Below are 15,206 nucleotides of genomic sequence, written 5' to 3'. Positions count from 1 at the left end.
GGATAAAACTGTTCTCGCGTGGAAAGGTCCTCACTGTGAAGGCCAGCCCTGTGGTGCGCCAGATGCGCCACGACATCACTACCAAACCGTTCATCGCCATCTGGGAGGTCACCCGTGCCTGCCAGCTGGTGTGCCAGCACTGCCGGGCCGACGCCCAGCACGACCCCGCACCGGGCCAGCTCACTACCGCCGAAGGCAAGGCACTGCTGGATTCCCTGGCCAGCTACGACAAGCCACGCCCGCTCGTGGTGCTCACGGGAGGGGATCCGTTTGAGCGCGGCGACCTGGAAGAGCTCACCGCCTACGGCACGTCCCTGGGACTCAACGTGTCGCTTTCGCCGTCGGTCACGCCCCGTTTGACGCGCGAGCGCCTCGAGGGCCTGCGCGCGGCGGGAGGGTCCGCGCTGTCGCTTTCTCTCGACGGCGCGAGCGCTGCAACCCACGATTACTTCCGCGGCTTCTCCGGCATCTTCGACCGCACGATTGAGATGGCCAGCGTGGTCACCGACGTGGGCTTCCGCCTCCAAATCAACTCCACCATCACGAAGAACAACGTCCATGAGGCCCCGCAGCTGTTGGCGCGGGTTATCGAGATGGGTGCCAAGCTCTGGAGCGTGTTCTTCCTCGTGCCCACCGGCCGCGGTACGGGCGTGGAGGCGCTGACCCCGCAGGAGCGCGAGGACGCGATGCAGTGGCTGCACAGCGTGTCCACGCGGATTGCCATTAAGACCACGGAGGGGCCGCAATATCGGCGCATCGTCCTACAAGCCCAGCGGGGAGAGAAGTACGAGGGCGGCGAACTATACCGCTTCCTTACCGCGGAGACCGAGCGGATTTTGGGCCCCGATCCCCACACGCGCCGCCCGCGGCCGCCGATGGCCATCAACGCGGGCTCCGGCTTCGTCTTCATCGACCACGTGGGGGACGTCTACCCGAACGGCTTCCTGCCGCTGCACTGCGGCAACGTCAAGAGTCACCTACTGCCGGACATCTACGCCAACTCGCCAGTGTTTAAGAAGCTTAGGGATCCCAACGCGTGGAGCGGCAAGTGCTCCGTGTGTGAGTTTGCTTCTGTGTGTGGCGGCTCGCGGTCCACGGCTTTTGCCATGACGGGCGACCCGCTCGCGTCGGACCCCACCTGCGCCTACGTGCCCGAAGCTCTGCGCTAGCGGCGGCTACTAGATGGCCTCGCCCGCAGGGAAGGCAGGGTAGGGGACCGGGTTGGCGGGAGTCGGCGCCGCCGCGGTGGACGGCGCTGGGCCCGCCTTCGTCGTGGAGGTAGACGTGGCGGTTTCCGGGGGCTGCTGTTGGACGGTCTCGCCATTGAGGAACGGGGTGATCGCTTCACGGATGAGCGGGATGGCCGAATCCGCGAATGCCGTGGTGAAGTGGTGCATATCGCGATACACCATGATATTGCCGATGATGACCGGGCAATCGCCGTTGGCATCGCAGAACCACTTCGAGGTGTCTACGGCCAGCATGTTCTTGTACTGGGAGAGGACCTCTGCGCCCGGATCGTAGGGCGCATAAACCTCCTCGAAGCGCATACCGCACCCGAGGGAATCCTGGGTGGCCACGTAGCACTCATCAAACTGGCGGCCATTGCCGTGCTCGTCGAATCCCCACGGGTTATCGCGGAAACCGAGGAAAGGAATATCGTGCTTGGCCAGTTCGTCCCAGAAGGCCTGATATCCCGGCGGGACGGCGTCCGGGCCGTGGCCTAGGGCCTGCCCGGGGCGTGTCGAGTTCGACACCACGAGGGCTGGGTCCGCGTCGATGATGCGCTTGACCACTTCCTTGCTCCACTCGGCGCAGGATGGCTTGACGCTGAGCTCATCGCCCAACTCGATGGGGCAACCCACGCGGGTGAGCGGCACCAGCTTGAATCCCATCTCGCGGCCCAAGTGATCCAGGGCTGAGGAATACTGCTCCGCGTGCGAACCGCCCACCAAGTAGACCTCAACGTCGGAGTTGACGTCGCCGAAGACACACGGCGTTACGCCGTCCTTTTGCGTCTCGATGAAATAGTCCGACGGCTCCTGCTCTGGAATGAAGCACCAGTTATCGGCAACCGGTGGCTGGATGCCGCGCGCGAGAATCGGATCGGGCTTGATTTCGACGTTCTCAGGCGGGGTGATGTTCTCAATGAAGGTCGTTGCCCCAGGGTAGAGCTGCGGATCAAGAATCTCTTGGTTTGCCTCCTGGAGGCTGCGCTGCCACAGCGGTTGAACGGCTACGAGCGCAACGGTGCACGCCGCGACGACAACTCCACCGACGCCGCGGATGGCGCCGGTGCGGGTGCGGAGGTCGGCGAGGCCTCGGTGGACGGGGAGGTCGTCGGCAAGCGGGCGCTTGCGGTGCTGGCGCAGGGGCTTCTCGACGAATCTGTGCGTCACATCCGCCAAGCCCAGGGACACCGCGATGATGATGGCTCCGAGCCACCATGGCGGGGTTTCAAAGCCGAGGGCGGCGGTGGAGATGATGAGGAGCGGCCAGTGCCACAGGTAGAGCGGGTAGGCGATATCACCGAGCCAGCGGGAGGGACGAACCGTCAGCACCCGCGAGAAGGAACCACCGGAACCAATAATGATGAGCACCGCGCCGCCGATGGGCAGAAGCGACAGCGGGCCCGGGAAAGCCAAGCTGTCGGAGATGAGCATGCCAGTGCCAGCCAGGGCGGCTAGGCCGAGGGCGGTGGCGACGTTGGACAGGTGCTGCGGCATCTTTAGGCGCGAGCCGTAGATGACGAGAACCGCGCCCAAGGTTAGCTCCCACGCGCGAGACCACGTGGAGTAGTAGTTCTCGGGGGTTCCGTAGAGACCGTCGCGCGAGGCGTAGGCAAAAGAGGCGACGGTGATCACGAGGAGGATCGGGCCGGCGATGGAATTTACGGAGGGGAAGCGCTGCGCTTTAAGCCCCGACTTCTTCGGGCGCAACCGCATAAAAGCGGCCAGGCCCAGGGCGAAAATGATGCCCATGAGATAGAACTGCCCCTGGACCGCCATGGACCACATGTGCTGCAGCGGCGACGTGGTTGCGGAGGCGGCAGCGTAGTCGGCGTTTTGCCGTGCTAGCTCCCAGTTTTGGTAGTAGAAGACTGTCGCCGTGATCTGCTTGGTGAGCTCGGTGTTCATGAGCTTCGGGGTAAATACCCGAACAAGCACGTAGCTCACACCGATGACGAGCACGAGGGAAGGCACCAACCTGCGCAGTGTGCGCCAGATGGGCCACCACGGGTTCAGGGAGGCGTTCGGCCGCGCGGCATAGCGCAGCTGCGAGCCCAGGAAGAAGTACCCGGACAGGAGGAGGAAGACATCGACGCCACCGGAAACACGACCGACGAAGACGTGGTATAAAACAACCAAAGCGATCGCGATGCCGCGGAGGCCATCGAGGTCGTAGCGGTAGCGGAATGTAGATGGGGCTTGTTTATTCATAAAAAGAGGTTTGTGTGGCAGCGAAATAACCGCATTACAGGCTACCCCTTTCGCGGGGTAAGGCCTAACCATGCAAGCGGTAGGGGGGATTTCCTATTTTGCGTGCGTACCGCTAAAATCATTGGGGTTGTCCATGTGCAGCATGGAGGACACCTAAAACTTCATTTCTGCGTAACGCCGGTACCGCCCACGGACGGCCGGCATGTCACGCGCAGGATAAATCCAAGGGTTGAACCGGCGCGCCACCAAGCGGCGCGTGTCTGAACTGCCCGGTGACTAGAAAAGGAGCCAATCATGGCCGTTAAGATCAAGCTGCAGCGTATGGGTAAGATCCGCAACGCTGAGTACCGCATCATTGTTGCTGATGCACGCACCCGCCGCTCCGGCAAGGCTATCGAGAACATCGGTATCTACCAGCCGAAGCAGGAGCCGTCCCTGATCCAGATCGATTCCGAGCGCGCTCAGTACTGGCTGGGTGTCGGCGCGCAGCCGACCGAGCCGGTTCTCGCACTGCTCAAGGTGACCGGTGACTGGCAGAAGTTCAAGGGCCTGCCGGGCGCAGAGGGCACCCTGAAGGTTGCTGAGCCGAAGCCGTCCAAGCTGGATCTCTTCAACGCCGCTCTGGCTGAGGCCAACAATGGTCCGACTATCGAGGCCATCACCGAGAAGAAGCGCAAGGCCAAGGAAGAGGCTGAGGCAAAGGCTGCCGCTGAGAAGGCTGCTGAGGAAGCCGCTGCCGCTGAGGCTGCAAAGGCAGAGGAAGAGGCTGCTGAGGCTGACTCCGCTGAGGAGTCCGCAGAGTAAACTACTCGCCTAACAGAAACTCCCCGCTGGTGCGGGGAGTTTTCTAGTTTTGCGGGGCGGCGGGGCGTGCTTCTAAGGGGTTCTCGAAATCCAAACCGCGGATAGCAGAAGCGATGACCGACTGCGCAATCCTTTCCATCGATTCTTCCGATACTGATGCCAAGTGGCCGCTCAAACACAACACCGTAAAGCCGTGTACCGTGGACCAGCCAGCAAGACAATTTTGCATCATGAATTGCCGGTTAGGCTCCTGCCCAATGTAGCGTGCGTACTGCTCCATGTAGTCATAGAAGTTGAACGTGGCCTGGACCCGCGGATCCTCTCCCGGCCCCTCGGCGGCCGCAGCCAGCGCACCAGGGATGTCAAAGCCGCTCGTGGCCATCATGCACTCAAAGAAGCTTTGCTCCTCCAAGGCATAGTGGTAGTAGGCAAAGCCAGCCGCCATCATCTTGTCGACAATGCTGCCCTCCGTGTCCTGGAAGGCAGCGCTGAGCTTGGTGATGAGTTCGAAGGTGGCGACGTCTGCGACGGCGTCGAGAAGCGCGGCCTGATCCTTGAAGTGGCGGTAGGCGGCGGTGGGGGAGACGCCGACCGCGCGCGTCGCCGCGCGAATCGTTACTGCCTCTGGTCCACCCTCCCGGCCGAGCTTGATGGCCTCCTGGAGGATCTCTTCATGCAAATTTCCATGGTGATACGGCTTTGAACTACTCACAATCTAAAAATAATACTAAAAGTCTAGACATTCACGCCAGTGTTTGGCGTCAACATTGTGAGCAGCATTAGCGCAGGTTGATCGCTGCAGGACACCGCATGTGGGACATACGCTGGAAGGTGTACGATGCGCCCGGGAACGAGCACGTGCTCTTCATCTCCGCAACTAAAAGTCACCGCGCCCTGTAGCACCTGGACGGTGATGGGGTGCGCGGCTTTGTGATCGGGCAGGACCTGCCCGGGCAAGAATGAAAAGAGGATGAGGTTCGCTCCGTCGGCACTGAGGACTCGCTTAACGGCTGGTCTCGGGCGCGATGGGCTCGGCTTAGGGGTCTCATCGAGCAAATTTAGCGTTGTGAGCGCGGCGCTGTCATGGGAGGCGGCACCAAAGGTGGCTGCATCATTGATCGGAAGCTCAGTCATGCCACTCCAGCGTAGCCCGTTAAGCTAGCAGTCATGGAACTACTCATTGGTCGCGTGGTGAAATCCCACGGCATTAAAGGCGAGGTCTCCGTCGAGGTGACCACCGATTCCCCCGAGACCCGTTTCGCCGTCGGCGAGGTTCTCCACGGCAAACAAGGCAAGAAGGAACACGAGCTCACCATCACGGCGGTGCGCGCTCATAAGGGGCGCCTGCTCATCACCTTCAAGGAAATCCCGGACCGCACGGCCGCAGATTCCCTGCGCGGCACCCAGTTCTTCGCCGAACCTTTGGATGATCCCGAGGATGACGGCTTCTATGACCACGAACTGGAAGGTCTGCGCGTTCTCCTCGATGGCAAAGAGGTAGGCGAGGTGACCGGCGTGACGCACGGTCCTACGCAGTCCCTCCTGGAAATCACGCTCACCGGTGGCAAAGAGGCGTTGGTCCCCTTTGTTGAGCAGATCGTGCCCGAAGTCGATCTGGAGGCCGGGACCTGCACCATCACCCCGCCGGAGGGGTTGCTCGACCTATGAGGATAGACGTTCTCACCATTTTTCCGGAGTACCTCGACCCGCTGCGCCACGCGCTGCTGGGCAAGGCCATCGAGCAGGGAAAGCTCGCGGTGGGCGTGCACGATCTGCGCCAGTGGGCCACCGACGTGCACAAATCCGTCGATGACTCACCCTACGGGGGCGGCCCAGGAATGGTCATGAAGCCTGAGGTGTGGGGGCCGGCGCTTGACGACGTCTCCTCCGGCACCGCCTCCACCCAGGACCTCCAAAGCGCGCTGCCGCACCTGAGCAAGCCGCGCCACGACGATATCCATGGCGTCGAGGCGCGCTCCTATGGTGAAAGCGAGGGTTCGGATAAGCCGCTGCTCATCGTGCCGACACCTGCCGGAACGCCCTTTACTCAGGCCGACGCGCAAGCCTGGTCTAACGAGGAACACATTGTCTTTGCGTGTGGGCGCTACGAGGGCATCGATCAGCGCGTCGTCGAGGATGCCGCGCAGCGCTACCGCGTGCGCGAGGTGTCCATCGGCGATTACGTGCTCATCGGCGGAGAGGTCGCCGTGCTGGTCATTGCTGAAGCGGTGGTGCGCCTCATCCCAGGCGTGTTGGGGAACCGGCGCTCGCACGAGGAGGACTCTTTCTCCGATGGCTTGCTGGAAGGTCCTAGCTACACCAAACCGCGAGAGTGGCGCGGCCTGGCAGTTCCGGATGTACTGACTTCCGGGGATCATGCCAAGGTGGACCGGTGGCGCCGCGAGCAGTCGCTGGCCCGGACGTGGAAGCGCCGCCCGGAGCTGCTGGACGCGGCGGACCTGAGCGATGCCGACCGCGCGTACGTGGAATCCTTGAAGGAGGAATGAGATGGACATCAGTACTGACTTGTCAATACTTATGACCGAAACCGAATGGGACAAGGTTCTCAAAGATATGCCGCAGCGTTTGCGCGAAGGCGGCGTCGAGCCGCTCGATATCAACGCAGAGATCATCTCCTTTACCTGCGAGCCCGACAATATCCTGGTCAACGAGTACATGGATAAACACGGCCAGCCGCCGGTGGGTGAGCATGTGTGGAGGGTCATCGTCAACGGCTCCTCTGAGCTGCCGTTGACCAAAGTCACCGCGGCCGTCGCGGACTGCTTGCCGCCGCACACGCTGTGGTACGGCACCTCCGAAATCGGCCACACCGAGTTTGGGTTGGGTACTTCCTGTGCGTGGCAGGGTGGGGTATAGGGTAGGAAGGTCTTTTAGTCCCCGACCAAAAAGAGGTTTTGTGAATATCGCAGCCACCATCGCCGGAGAGCTGGGTGTTAAAGAAGCACACGTTGACGCCGCCCTGAAACTCATGGCGGAGGGCAATACCGTCCCGTTTATTGCCCGTTACCGCAAGGAAGCCACCGGCGGGCTGGATGACTCCCAGCTGCGTATCATCGAGGAACGCTCGACGTACCTGCGCGAGCTGGAAGAGCGCAAGGAAACGGTGCTCGCCGCGATTGAGGAACAGGGCAAGCTCACCGATGAGCTGCGCGCACTGATCCAGGGCTGCGAGACCAAGGCGCGCCTGGAGGATCTGTACCTGCCGTATAAGAAGCGCCGCAAGACCAAGGCGGATATCGCGCGCGAGGCAGGGCTGGAGCCGCTGACGGACAAGCTCATCGAGGACCCCTCGGCGGACCCGACCGAGCTGGCGGGGGAGTATCTCACCGAAGGTTTCGAGGAAACGAAGAAGGCCCTCGACGGCGCCCGCGCTATTCTGGTGGACCGCTTCGCACTGGATGCGGATCTGGTGGGCGAGGTGCGCGAGCGCATGTACACCAGCGGTTCCATGAACGCTGGCGTGGTCGAGGGTAAGGAAACCGAGGGCGCGAAGTTCAAGGACTACTTCGAGTTCTCTGAGCCTTTCGAGAAGCTCCCCTCGCACCGCATTTTGGCGCTGCTGCGCGGCGAAAGCGAGGGCGTTCTGCATCTCAACCTCGACGCCGGCGATGACGCCATGTACGAGGGAATGATCGCAGACCGCTTCGACCTGGACGTGTCTACCTCTCGCTGGCTTGCCGACGCCGTCCACTGGGGCTGGCGCACCAAGCTTTCCATCTCTTCCGGTCTGGACGTGCGCATGCGCCTGAAAGAGAAGGCGGAGGAAGGCGCGCTCAAGGTCTTCGCGACAAACCTGCGCGACGTTCTTCTGGCCGCCCCGGCCGGCCAGCGCGCGACGCTGGGCCTAGACCCGGGATACCGCAATGGCGTCAAGTGCGCGGTCGTTGACCCGACGGGCAAGGTCCTGGCCACCACGATTGTCTATCCGCACCAGCCGCAGCAGAAGTGGGCTGAGGCGGTGAGGGAGTTGGCGTCGCTAAGCGCTGCCCATTCGGTGGACCTCATGGCGATCGGCAACGGAACCGCATCGCGTGAGACGGAGAAGCTGGCGGGTGAGGTCGCCGACCTCATCGCGCAGGCCGGCGGTGCTCGCCCCACGCCGGTGGTGGTTTCCGAGGCTGGCGCGTCGGTGTATTCGGCCTCCCAGTTGGCGGCCGATGAATTCCCTGACATGGACGTCTCCCTGCGCGGCGCCGTTTCGATCGCGCGCCGCCTCCAGGACCCGCTGGCGGAGCTGGTGAAGATTGACCCGAAGGCGATTGGCGTGGGGCAGTACCAGCACGACGTCAACCAGGTCGCGCTCGCCCGCACCCTCGATGGCGTGGTGGAAGATGCCGTCAACGGCGTCGGCGTGGACCTGAACACGGCGTCCGCCCCGCTGCTGGAGCGCGTGGCCGGCGTGAATTCCACGATTGCGGCCAACATCGTGGCGTATCGCGATGAGAACGGCACGTTTGCCTCGCGCAAGGAGCTGAAGAAGGTGCCGCGCTTGGGCCCGAAGGCTTTTGAGCAGTCCGCGGGCTTCTTGCGCATCAATGGTGGCAAGGATCCGCTCGATGCTTCGGCAGTGCACCCGGAGGCCTACCCGGTGGTGGCGCGCATTGCGGAGAAGACCGGTCTGGGGGTTTCGGAGCTCATCGGCAATTCGCGAGTGTTGACGAAGCTGTCGCCGGCGGACTTTGCTGACGATACCTTCGGTGTGCCGACGGTGACGGATATCATCGCGGAGCTGGATAAGCCGGGCCGCGACCCGCGCCCGGAGTTCAAGACGGCTACCTTCAAGGAAGGTGTGGACAAGGTCTCGGACTTGAAGCCGGGGATGATTCTGGAGGGCACCGTGACCAATGTTGCGGCCTTTGGCGCGTTCATCGACGTGGGCGTGCACCAGGATGGCCTCGTCCACGTCTCCGCCATGAGCCACAAGTTCGTCTCTGATCCGCACGATGTGGTCCGCTCGGGCCAGATGGTGAAGGTGAAGGTCATGGAGGTAGACGTGGAGCGCCAGCGCATTGGCTTGTCGCTGCGGCTTGACGACGAGCCCGGCCAGCCCGCCCCCAAGCGCCGCAACGGCGGTGGGCGTTCCGAGGGCCGCGGCGGCCGCTCCGACCGTCGCAACTCCCGCCGCGACGGTGGGCGTGGCCGCTCGGACCGCGGCGGCGGTGGTTCGATGGCCGATGCCCTCAAGAAGGCCGGCTTCTAAAGCTCGCCTAGTTGTGCGCCACAAACCCCTGACTGTTCAAACGGTTGGGGGTTCGTGAGTTTTCAGTGGCTTCTTCTGTACGGACAGTGGGTTGGACAAGCCCGTGGAGTGGAGCGATCGCCGAAGGCGCGGAAGGCCTCATGAACGTTGAGGTTTCCGCGTGGTGCCGAGCTGAGTCCGGCGTGTGGACGTGCACGGCTACGCTGCCGCGAAGATTATCCGGGCGGCGCAGTGCTGGGTGGCGATGGGTGTATGTCCGGTGGAACGGGTGGTTGGCTTGGAGGGGTTCGCGTCGGGCTCGTGGCCTGTCGGTTCAAGGCCTCTTGGTAGGCCGGCTGCGCGGTAATCGGCGTTCCCCAGGGCGGGATGTAGTCAACCGGTCCCTTCAGCCGAAAGACATAACCTCTGCCGGTTGGGCTCGTAGGGTCATCGTCGTTAATGCCATTGTGGTAGGCACACAGCATGGTGAGGTTGGGAGGATTGGTTTCTCCGCCCGCTTGCCATGGGATGATGTGGTGGACTTGGCAGTAATCGGCTGGCTTGTTGCAGTCTTCGATCGCGCAGGTGGGGTGCTCCGCGCTGGCCATGATGCGCTGCTCGAGGCTGGCAAAGCGCGAAAGCCGGTGCAGCCACACCGGGCCGATGGTGGGGTGGACCAGTGTGGCGTAGCCTGTCTCGGCGAATTTGTAGGTCAGAAACTCCGCGCCGCTCATGCGCCCGCCGTTGGTGAGCTCGAGTTCGATGTCATCGCCGTCGTGGCGGATGATCTTGTCGAGTTCGTCGAGTGTCACCACCACGTTTGTTCCCACCGCCGGCCGGGAGCCTACGCCCTCTTTGAAGAAGACCTGGCGGGTGGCGTCTAGGAGGTCGGTGGGGTTAATGGATTCCAGGGTGCTGCGCATGGTGGAGATGTTGAGCGCAGAATCAGTCACCGTGAGCGAGTGCGGGCCGTTCTTGCGGTAGGTCAGCCGCACCCCTGGCGACGGCACGCGTTTCGGTTTGAGTTCCTTCAAGCGTTGTGCCGCCACTGAAGGCACCCGTTCCGAGGGCACGGAGACGAGCGCGACGCGCAAATTCCAGACGTCAACCTGCTTCTTCAGCTTCGCGGTGTAAGACTCAATCAGGCTCAGCGTGGCCAGGTCGTGGCCTTGGCGTTGGGCCGCCTGGCGGGCGGTGCGCTGCTTGCCGGTGAAGCGGGTTTCGCCGAAATAGATGGCATGAAGCGACGCCAGCTCCGCCGCATCGCCGTGTGAGGCGCCCAGCGCGCGCAAGCTTTCGGGTGTGCTGGTTGCTGCTTCCACCAGCGCAATCCCCGAGTTGCGAAGGCGGATGTAGGTTTCTATATCCCCCATGGGCACAGAGAATAAAGCGGGTTAGCCCATCCCGCAACCGGAGAAAGAAACGCCCTGCCTACAGACAGTAAAGGACAGGGGCTTGCCGGATGAAAGCCCGATTCGAATGCACTCGCTTGCCCGTCACAGGGGAGTGCGGGGTGATGTGACTCAGGCGGTGCGCAGCGCGGCACAACATGACGAATGGTTATAAGTTCACAATGCCAACTTATTCGGTGGTATGTTTGTTGAAACAAATGAACTAGTGGCCTCGCTCACGTTTGCGTGCCTAGCTTAAAAGGCTGGATAAACGAATAAAAGCGGACCTCAACCATCACGCTAAGGAGGCGGACATGAGCCGTGAGGCTGAATCCAACTGGGAAGTACGCGCGAATAGCGCTTCGCCCGGCCCGGTGAGTGAGGGGAGCGTGGCTACTCAAAACGCGGCACGCCACGACAGCGAGGCCATGGGGTGGCACCGCGTCCTCGATTGGCGCCCCACCAGTACCTTGTCGCGCGTGCTCATCGTCTTTCTCCTCGTCGCACCCATCGTTATCGCCGGCACCATGATGTGGGCCATGTGGGACCCCTCCAAGTACATGCGCAACATTGACTTGGCGGTGGTGAATGAGGATGCGGGCGTCGAGAAGCAGGGCACCTACACCAACTACGGTGATCAGGTCGTGGAAGGCCTGATGGAGACGCAGTACCTGAACTTTGCCGAGGTCAACAAGGCGGACGGTGATGAGGGGCTGCTCAAGGGCAAGTACCTCATGGTCGTGACCATCCCGAAGAACTTCTCGGAGCAGGCCGTCACCATCATCAGCGATAAGCCGGTCAAGCCGGAGATTCACTTCGCCACCAATGATTACTACGGCACGAATGGTTCGGTGATTTCCTCCAGCCTCATCCCGCAGGTGCAGACCAGCGTGGAGAATGCGATTTCCAAGAAGTATGCCGATCAGGTCATCGAGGGGCTGAATAAACTCAGCGATGGCCTGGGAACCGCAGCCGAGGGCGCGGGCCGGCTCGACGAGGGTGCGGGCAAGCTGCAGGAAGGCGGCGGGCGAGCGGTCGAGGGAATCGCCAAGCTGGACGCCGGTGCGGGCGATCTCAACAACGGTACGGGCCAGCTGCTGGACGGCACGACTCGTCTCAACGAGGGCGTGGGGCGCTTGAGCGGTGGTGCGGCGCAGCTGGATGATGGCACCGCCCAGCTTGCCGACGGCTCCGACAAACTACTCGCCGGCACCGGCCGCCTGGCGGATGGCGCGGGTCAGATCGATGGCGGTGTCAATCAGCTCACCGGGATGCTCATCCCGATGCTCAAGCAGGCGCAGGTTGTGGCCCCGGCGCTGCTGCAGCTTGTCGACGTTCTCCGCGGCCTCGGCATGCACCAACAAGCCGATCAACTCTATTCCCTGGTGTCCAAGCTCGACCCGGCCGCCAGCGGAAACATGGTGGCGCAACTGGAGAAGCTTTCCGCCGGCACCGGCCAGCTCTACTACAACCTGTCCGATCCCAATTCGGAGTACCTGGGCGGCATGATGGCGCTCAATGACGGCGCGCACCGCTTGTCCGATGGATCGCAGCAGTTGCGGGCAGGCGTCGGCGAGCTGAGCAACGGTGCCGCTCAGCTGCAGGACGGAGCATCCCGCCTGCATGAGGGCACCGGCACGCTGAAGGACGGCACGAGCCAGCTGGCTGCCGGCGGCACGGAGCTCAAGGACGGCATGGACCAGCTCAAGGCCGGCTCCAATGCATTGGCCACCAAGCTTGCCGACGGTGCCGCCAAAGCCCCCTCCATCACCCAGCCGGATACGTCGGCGCAGAACATGGCCGTGCCCATCAACTTCACCTCCTCTAACCTCCACCCAGTACAGACGGTGGTCAGCCCGGTTGACCCGACCGAGAAGAACATCACGGGCGGCGCCTCTTTGCTCTTCGTGCTGGTCTTCGGTTTCCTCGTCATGCTGCTCCTGGCGATGACGCTGCCGTATTACCTGGGCCGCCGCGGCGAGGCAGTTACGAGCCCGGTGCGCGGCATCCTCGCGGCCTTCGGCGTGGTGGCGGGCCTGAACTTCCTGGTCTTGGCGTTCATGGGGCTGATGTCCTCCACGATGGGCTGGAGCCCCGCCAGCTGGCCGATGATGCTGCTCGTCATCGCAGCGATTGCCGCCGTCGGTGCGGCGACCTACCAGTTCTTCCTCGTAACCTTTGGTCGCAAGATTGGTGCTGTCTTCGCAGTCGGTGCTTTTGCCTTAGGCGTCATGGTCTTCGGCGGCGTGTGGCCGGTGGCAGCTATTCCGCGGCCGCTGAGTTTGCTGCATCCTTTCCATCCGATGTCCTATGCAAAGAATGCCTTTACCCGCGCTACCGACGGCATCCACGATGGCACCTTCTGGGCGGGAATCGCGGTGCTGTTCATCGTGACCGCCCTGGCGTTGGTGGCCTCCTGCGTTATTTTCCGGGCCCGCCACCATGGCACCGCGCGCATCCTCGACGAGCACCTCTTCCGCAGGCCGGCGGTGGCCGGCGCCTAGAAATCGTGTGCTGCGAGCCCGCCGGGCAGGTTGCGCAGCTCGATGCCCATGTCCGCGGCGAGATCGGCGTAGCGCAGGACAAAGCCCGCGCTGCGCCCGCCGGAGGGGCAGGCCACGTAGACCAATTCGGAGCCGCAGGCTGATAGCGCTCGGCGCACGGAATCGTCATCGGTGACGGTGTGCCAGGGCAGCGACACCGTGGCACGAGGAAAGTTCGGGTCCTCGGAGATATCGAGGAGGGCAGCGCGGCCGGTAATAAGTTCCGGCGGCAGGGTGTGCCGGGCCGGTAGAGCAGTAACGAGGGGGCGGTCGGGATCGGCGCCCACCCGTAGTGTGCGGAAGCTACCGGGGAGCGCGTCGTAGGAGGTTACGCGCCCTACCATGTCCCGATGATCTGGGAGTGCGCCGAGCATGGCGACCGCCGCGGTGGCCATGAGCCCTGCGATCACCGATGTCGTCGCGCCCAGCACCCCGGCTGTCGAGCACTCGAGCGCCTCGCCGCTGGGCGGGGCGGGGAAGAGGTCGCGCAGGCCCACCCCGCGCCCATCTGCGCAGTCTCTCCCAGAGTGCCACAGCGCGGCTTGCCCGCCGTAGCGCAGCACGGTACCCCAGGCCAGCGGGGTAGAGGTGAGCTCGCAGGCATCGGCGACGAGGTATTTCGTGTCGAAGGTATCGGAGCCGTCGAGGACGAGGTCAGCCTCGGAACACAGGTCGAGAACGTTGGAGGAATCGAGGCGTTCCTTAAGAGCGGTGATGGTGAGCTCGGGGGAAATCTCGCGGGCGCGCGCGGCGGCTACTTCCGCCTTGGGCTTGCCGACGTCCCCCGCACCAAACAGTACCTGTCTGTGCAGGTTGCTGATATCGACGCAATCGGAATCAATAAGAGTGATGCGCCCGATGCCTCCTGCGGCGAGCTGTTGGATAGCCGGGCAGCCCAGCCCGCCGGCGCCCACGACGAGCACGTGTGCGGCATGAAGCCGCTCTTGGGCCGCATCGCCGAAGCCGGGCAGGAGGCGTTGGCGCGCGGTCCGGGCAAGTTCGGTCTCACTGAGCATGATGGCAGTCCTTTTAGGAAGTGGGCTACAGGACCTGGTCCGCCCAGCTGGCCAGACCTTCGAAGGTGGAGGAAGCCTGGGCGTGCTCGCGCTGCGGGATGCGCCCTGCACTTCGGGCAAGTCTGCCGGCTTTGACGGCGTGGCGCATGGCGGTGGCCATGGCTTCCGGGTTCTGGCAGCGGTTGACGGCGCTGGCGAGAAGGACACCGGAGCAACCGAGTTCCATGGCGAGGGCGGCGTCGGAGGCGGTGCCGATGCCGGCGTCGACAAGTACGGGTACAGAGGCGCGCGAACAAATGAGCTCGAGGTTGTGCGGGTTGAGGATGCCCAGACCGGTGCCGATGGGGGCGCCGAGCGGCATGACGGCCGCGGCGCCAGCGTCCTCGAGGCGTTGGGCAGTCACGGGATCGTCGCTGGTATAGGCCAGCACGGTAAAACCTTCGGCGCTGAGCAGCTCAGTGGCGTCGAGGGTTTCGAGGACGTCGGGAAGCAGCGTGTGTTCGTCGGCGATGACCTCGACCTTGACCCACGTTGTGCCCAGTGCCTCGCGGGCCATGCGGGCGGTGAGGACGGCCTCGCGGGCCGTGCGGCAGCCGGCGGTGTTGGGCAGTGGAGCGATGTCCAGGCGGCGCAGCAGATCGAAGATGCTCTCACCGTCACGAGTGCCAGCGTGGCGGCGCATGGCCACGGTGGTCAGCTCGGTCCCGGAGGCGACGAGCGCGCGTTCCAAGGCTTCGTGGCTCGTGGCGCCACCGGTGCCCATGATGAGGTGGGAGGAAAAGGTGGTATCGGCGATAGTGAGCATGTAGCTT

Annotated in this window: 13 protein-coding genes; 7 read left to right on the top strand and 6 right to left on the bottom strand. The window is 63.4% G+C overall.

The features are described from left to right. The first annotated feature begins 62 nt into the window (after positions 1-62). On the top strand, positions 63-1,169 hold the full coding sequence (locus R3O64_RS08240) for a TIGR04053 family radical SAM/SPASM domain-containing protein (protein ID WP_339017553.1): 1,107 nt from the start codon (positions 63-65) through the stop codon (positions 1,167-1,169). A 9-nt stretch (positions 1,170-1,178) separates the two neighbouring features. Here the strand turns inward: R3O64_RS08240 and R3O64_RS08235 are convergent, their stop codons facing one another. After that, positions 1,179-3,440, bottom strand: coding sequence for an acyltransferase family protein (locus R3O64_RS08235; protein WP_339016664.1), 2,262 nt, complete (start codon positions 3,438-3,440; stop codon positions 1,179-1,181). Between the two features lie 294 nt (positions 3,441-3,734). Between R3O64_RS08235 and rpsP the strand changes: the two genes are divergently transcribed. After that, on the top strand, positions 3,735-4,244 hold the full coding sequence (gene rpsP, locus R3O64_RS08230) for a 30S ribosomal protein S16 (protein WP_070520013.1): 510 nt from the start codon (positions 3,735-3,737) through the stop codon (positions 4,242-4,244). 43 nt (positions 4,245-4,287) lie between these two features. Here rpsP and R3O64_RS08225 read toward each other — a convergent pair whose 3' ends face one another. Together R3O64_RS08225 and R3O64_RS08220 are read right to left on the bottom strand one after the other, a co-directional pair. After that, a complete protein-coding gene (locus tag R3O64_RS08225) occupies positions 4,288-4,956 on the bottom strand; it encodes a TetR/AcrR family transcriptional regulator (protein WP_070562773.1) in 669 nt (222 codons plus the stop codon). 23 nt (positions 4,957-4,979) lie between these two features. Beyond that, complete coding sequence (locus tag R3O64_RS08220; protein WP_339016659.1) at positions 4,980-5,378, bottom strand: cupin domain-containing protein; 399 nt, start codon at positions 5,376-5,378, stop codon at positions 4,980-4,982. Positions 5,379-5,411: 33 nt separating this feature from the next. On the opposite strand from R3O64_RS08220, the gene rimM reads away from it, so the two are divergent. From rimM to R3O64_RS08200, 4 genes are read left to right on the top strand one after another with little or no spacing between them, the layout of a single operon-like run. Then, positions 5,412-5,912, top strand: a complete 501-nt coding sequence (gene rimM / locus R3O64_RS08215; protein ID WP_339016657.1) for a ribosome maturation factor RimM — start codon at positions 5,412-5,414, stop codon at positions 5,910-5,912. Continuing rightward, positions 5,909-6,751: a tRNA (guanosine(37)-N1)-methyltransferase TrmD gene (gene trmD / locus R3O64_RS08210; RefSeq protein WP_070562779.1), complete on the top strand. Its 843-nt coding sequence runs from the start codon at positions 5,909-5,911 to the stop codon at positions 6,749-6,751. Before rimM ends, trmD begins: the two co-directional genes overlap by 4 nt. A gap of 1 nt (position 6,752) precedes the next feature. After that, positions 6,753-7,121 (top strand): hypothetical protein, encoded by a 369-nt coding sequence (locus tag R3O64_RS08205; RefSeq protein ID WP_339016655.1) that lies wholly within the window; start codon positions 6,753-6,755, stop codon positions 7,119-7,121. Between the two features lie 40 nt (positions 7,122-7,161). After that, positions 7,162-9,465, top strand: a complete 2,304-nt coding sequence (locus R3O64_RS08200) for a Tex family protein (protein ID WP_339016653.1) — start codon at positions 7,162-7,164, stop codon at positions 9,463-9,465. A 215-nt stretch (positions 9,466-9,680) separates the two neighbouring features. Here the strand turns inward: R3O64_RS08200 and R3O64_RS08195 are convergent, their stop codons facing one another. Continuing rightward, complete coding sequence (locus R3O64_RS08195; RefSeq protein WP_339016651.1) at positions 9,681-10,817, bottom strand: HNH endonuclease signature motif containing protein; 1,137 nt, start codon at positions 10,815-10,817, stop codon at positions 9,681-9,683. 332 nt (positions 10,818-11,149) lie between these two features. Between R3O64_RS08195 and R3O64_RS08190 the strand changes: the two genes are divergently transcribed. After that, the gene (locus tag R3O64_RS08190; RefSeq protein ID WP_339016649.1) at positions 11,150-13,339 is read left to right on the top strand and encodes a YhgE/Pip domain-containing protein; all 2,190 of its coding nucleotides are present in this window, start codon (positions 11,150-11,152) and stop codon (positions 13,337-13,339) included. Here R3O64_RS08190 and R3O64_RS08185 read toward each other — a convergent pair. Together R3O64_RS08185 and R3O64_RS08180 are read right to left on the bottom strand one after the other, a co-directional pair. Continuing rightward, a complete protein-coding gene (locus R3O64_RS08185; protein ID WP_339016647.1) occupies positions 13,336-14,394 on the bottom strand; it encodes a ThiF family adenylyltransferase in 1,059 nt (352 codons plus the stop codon). The genes R3O64_RS08190 and R3O64_RS08185 overlap by 4 nt on opposite strands. Before the next feature lie 25 nt (positions 14,395-14,419). Further along, positions 14,420-15,199, bottom strand: coding sequence for a thiazole synthase (locus R3O64_RS08180; protein ID WP_339016646.1), 780 nt, complete (start codon positions 15,197-15,199; stop codon positions 14,420-14,422). Between the last annotated feature and the right edge of the window lie 7 nt (positions 15,200-15,206).

Source organism: Corynebacterium hesseae (genome assembly GCF_037850265.1).
GTDB lineage: Bacteria > Actinomycetota > Actinomycetes > Mycobacteriales > Mycobacteriaceae > Corynebacterium > Corynebacterium hesseae.
The sequence above is the reverse complement of the archived record's forward strand: the minus strand, read 5'-3'. Positions and strand labels throughout refer to the sequence as shown.

Excerpts from the sequence above, each read along its gene's own strand:
- R3O64_RS08240 (WP_339017553.1), top strand. The coding sequence starts at position 63 with ATGCGCCACGACATCACTACCAAACCGTTCATCGCCATCTGGGAGGTC.
- R3O64_RS08235 (WP_339016664.1), bottom strand. The coding sequence starts at position 3,440 with ATGAATAAACAAGCCCCATCTACATTCCGCTACCGCTACGACCTCGAT.
- rpsP (WP_070520013.1), top strand. The coding sequence starts at position 3,735 with ATGGCCGTTAAGATCAAGCTGCAGCGTATGGGTAAGATCCGCAACGCT.
- R3O64_RS08220 (WP_339016659.1), bottom strand. The coding sequence starts at position 5,378 with ATGACTGAGCTTCCGATCAATGATGCAGCCACCTTTGGTGCCGCCTCC.
- rimM (WP_339016657.1), top strand. The coding sequence starts at position 5,412 with ATGGAACTACTCATTGGTCGCGTGGTGAAATCCCACGGCATTAAAGGC.
- trmD (WP_070562779.1), top strand. The coding sequence starts at position 5,909 with ATGAGGATAGACGTTCTCACCATTTTTCCGGAGTACCTCGACCCGCTG.
- R3O64_RS08205 (WP_339016655.1), top strand. The coding sequence starts at position 6,753 with ATGGACATCAGTACTGACTTGTCAATACTTATGACCGAAACCGAATGG.
- R3O64_RS08195 (WP_339016651.1), bottom strand. The coding sequence starts at position 10,817 with ATGGGGGATATAGAAACCTACATCCGCCTTCGCAACTCGGGGATTGCG.
- R3O64_RS08190 (WP_339016649.1), top strand. The coding sequence starts at position 11,150 with ATGAGCCGTGAGGCTGAATCCAACTGGGAAGTACGCGCGAATAGCGCT.
- R3O64_RS08185 (WP_339016647.1), bottom strand. The coding sequence starts at position 14,394 with ATGCTCAGTGAGACCGAACTTGCCCGGACCGCGCGCCAACGCCTCCTG.
- R3O64_RS08180 (WP_339016646.1), bottom strand. The coding sequence starts at position 15,199 with ATGCTCACTATCGCCGATACCACCTTTTCCTCCCACCTCATCATGGGC.